Genomic DNA, 1,734 nt, shown 5'->3' with positions numbered 1-1,734 from the left:
TAAGAGTGGACTCTCATCAGAGATTTTTTATATTGTTATTATGTATTAATATTAACATAATAATTCTAAGATATCAATAATTTTGATACTTAAAACAATATAAAAATTATCTATAAAACAATAATATCAATCTAATATTTGATATTATTGTTAGAAAAAACGAGAGATCTCCTTATCTTTAGTGTCAACATACTAAGAATAGAGGGGAATTTTTTTATGCAAATGACAGAGTTTTGTGACCATCTTTATGATGATACTACAGATGGATATATACAAATAATGAAATTAAATGATGAACACAATGGCGAGAAGACCATTAAAATATATAATACTAAAAACGAGGGACTAAGAGACATCGTAGAAGAATTTCATAATAATGAGGATGTATTTCTAGCACCAAATACAATGTACTTACCAAAAAGAAGAGTAGAAAATATAAGACAATTTAGATCATTATTCCAGGATATAGACTGTGAAAGTAAAGGCTATGAAAAAGCGGAAACAGTGTACATGATATGGATATTATATCATGAAGGCAAAATACCAAAGCCAACGATGGTAACAGATAGTGGAAGAGGTATACATTTATACTGGAGAATTGAAAATGCCCCGTATGGAGCTTTAAATACATGGCAGGAACTACAAGATTATATATATTATAATCTAAAGCATTTGGGAGCGGATAGACAAGCTACAGATGGAGCAAGAGTACTTAGATTACCAGGAACAATAAATTCTAAATGTGATATTGATTGTAAAGTTTTATATATAGATAATGAAACAGAGTACTCAATGTATCAATTAAGAGAAGACTACCTGCACTACAAACAAAAAGCTCACCAATTACAAATGCAGCAAACTAAGAAAATTGATAACAAGGTTATTTCAAATAGATTTTTTACATCATACAGTTTGCATATGGAAAGAGCAAATGATCTAGAAACATTATGTAGACTTAGAAAATATGAAATGACAGGATATAGAAATATGGCTGTTCATTGCTATGCATACTGGAAAGGTATTTATGTTAGAGATAGCTATGAACTTGAGAATGTAGTCATAGAGTTTAACAATTCCTTCACAGATCCAATGAAGGAAAGTGAGGTACAAGCTATTCTAAGGTGTATACCAAAAGCAATAGATAAGTTTATAGCATATGAGCAAGGTATTAGGAGTGGAGAAGGAAAAAGAGTATCTAAAGGTATGAGAGACAAAGAAGGATATTGGTATAAGAATGAAACGTTAATAGATAGATTAGGCATAACGATAAAAGAACAAAAGAAGATGAAGACGATTATAGGTACAGAAGAAAAGTATTATAGAAATAATGAAAAGAGAAGAGTTAAAAGAAGAAATGAAGATGGATTAACAAAAAGAGAGCAAGAGAAAATAGAAAGACTAGAAATCATTAAGAACTTAATAGAAAAAGGGTTAAATCAAAGCAGAATCGCTAAAGAAATAGGAATAAGTAGGCAAGCGGTAAGTAAGCTAATAAAAGAGCTATAAAGTGTCAACTGAAATGGCTCTTTATAAATATGTGGTTGTTGTGCCTTGATTAAAGTGTCAACTGAAATGGCTCTTTATAAATATGTGGTTGTTGTGCCTTGATTAAAGTAGGAGAAAAGATATGTTTAGGATAGTTGTTTGTGAAGATGAGAATATATTTAGAAGTTTTTTAGTTGAAGCTATTTCTGATGTTTTCATTGAGAAAAGTATAGACTTAGAGATTATGGA

The 1,734-nt window shown here is 29.8% G+C and carries 1 protein-coding gene; it reads left to right on the top strand.

Features of this window, described 5'->3' with window-relative positions:
- Positions 1–216 precede the first annotated feature (216 nt).
- Positions 217–1,506, top strand: coding sequence for a hypothetical protein (locus tag ACRC03_RS06715; protein WP_438651788.1), 1,290 nt, complete (start codon positions 217–219; stop codon positions 1,504–1,506).
- Positions 1,507–1,734 lie beyond the last annotated feature (228 nt).

Source organism: Romboutsia sp., assembly GCF_051659545.1.
In the GTDB taxonomy this organism is placed as follows: Bacteria; Bacillota; Clostridia; order Peptostreptococcales; family Peptostreptococcaceae; genus JBOFOR01.
The sequence above is the reverse complement of the archived record's forward strand: the minus strand, read 5'-3'. Positions and strand labels throughout refer to the sequence as shown.

Bases quoted from the DNA above. Each gene is read 5' to 3' on its own strand.
- ACRC03_RS06715 (WP_438651788.1), top strand. From the start codon at position 217: ATGCAAATGACAGAGTTTTGTGACCATCTTTATGATGATACTACAGAT.